At 43.5% G+C, this 239-nt stretch carries 1 protein-coding gene; it reads right to left on the minus strand.

What is annotated here, in order from left to right:
- Positions 1 to 22: 22 nt before the first annotated feature.
- Positions 23 to 239, minus strand: a 217-nt coding sequence (locus tag CWB76_RS20200) for a hypothetical protein (RefSeq protein WP_212751304.1), incomplete at its 5' end; no start/stop codon positions are given.

Below are 239 nucleotides of genomic sequence, written 5' to 3' on the forward strand. Positions count from 1 at the left end.
ATGTTTTAAATGATATTGCGCTTTATCCGTCAAATTTGCAAAGTGCTGTATTTTCATTATCACTACACACTAATGCTCGGAGCGCCGAGGTGACAGATGACCACAATAATATCTGGAAGATTTTTGACCACGTTTGCTGAAAGACGAATAGCGTCGAGGTGCGGGTTTCTTGCCAAGCTGTGCTTTTGGCGTCAGCAAGTTGTGCGACTGCATTTATAATGGCCGGGTATGTGTTCGTT

Origin of the sequence: Pseudoalteromonas sp. S1609 (assembly GCF_005887255.1) — a bacterium.
GTDB lineage: Bacteria > Pseudomonadota > Gammaproteobacteria > Enterobacterales > Alteromonadaceae > Pseudoalteromonas.